Here is an 815-nt window from a genome sequence, read left to right on the forward strand (position 1 = left end):
GAGAGCATAAAAAAGCCTGGGGTGGAGCAACGATTTTCGTACTTTAGGGTAAGCCTGTTGTCACCCCATGAAAAAGACAAAACGGCCGACACCTGAACCTGTTCCGGCTAAACCCTACGAGTGTCTCTATCACCTTAAAATTCATCTACTCGACATCAACCCGCAAGTGTATCGCCGGTTTGTCGTCAAGGGAGATACGACCGTGGTTCAGCTGCACCATATTGTCCAGTTAGTCATGGGCTGGGACAATTGGCACCTGCATTACTTTCAGATTTTTGGCCGTCAATACGGGATCGACTACACAGAAGGCGATCAGTTCCTAGGTATCCCTCAGATCACTCGGCTGGGCGATTTTGGATTACGCACCAATGATACCTTTCACTATCTCTATGATTATTATGATCGCTGGGTTCATCAGCTTCGGATCGAAGCCATAACCCTGGATGATGGTCGCTATCTGCATCCACGGTGCTTAGAAGGTAAACGAGCTTGTCCACCTGAGGAGACAGGAGGCCCAACCGTGTATAGTCAGCGAATCGATGCGCAACGCTACTGGGCCTATGACTGGTTGGACACATTGGTGGAACGATTACAGGCGGGTGAGAATCCACTGGAGGATAATGTGCCTGCCTGGTACTTTACTCATCAGCCTGAGCGGTTCGACTTGAAAGCTGTCAATCAAAAATTGACTAAACTGTATCAACTTAAGGGTAGCTCCGGTTTTTGGGAGGCCCAAGGCTGTTACGATGAATTAGAAGGCGATTCCGATGAGCCATAACTGTATCAGATTAACCAGATGGTTTAGTTGATACAGG

1 protein-coding gene is annotated in these 815 nt (G+C 48.2%); it reads left to right on the forward strand.

Going from position 1 to position 815, the window contains the following annotated elements:
- Positions 1-67: 67 nt before the first annotated feature.
- On the forward strand, positions 68-778 hold the full coding sequence (locus FH603_RS28300; protein ID WP_186742769.1) for a plasmid pRiA4b ORF-3 family protein: 711 nt from the start codon (positions 68-70) through the stop codon (positions 776-778).
- The last annotated feature ends 37 nt before the right edge of the window (positions 779-815 follow it).

The organism is Spirosoma utsteinense (assembly GCF_014282275.1).
Lineage (GTDB): Bacteria > Bacteroidota > Bacteroidia > Cytophagales > Spirosomataceae > Spirosoma > Spirosoma utsteinense.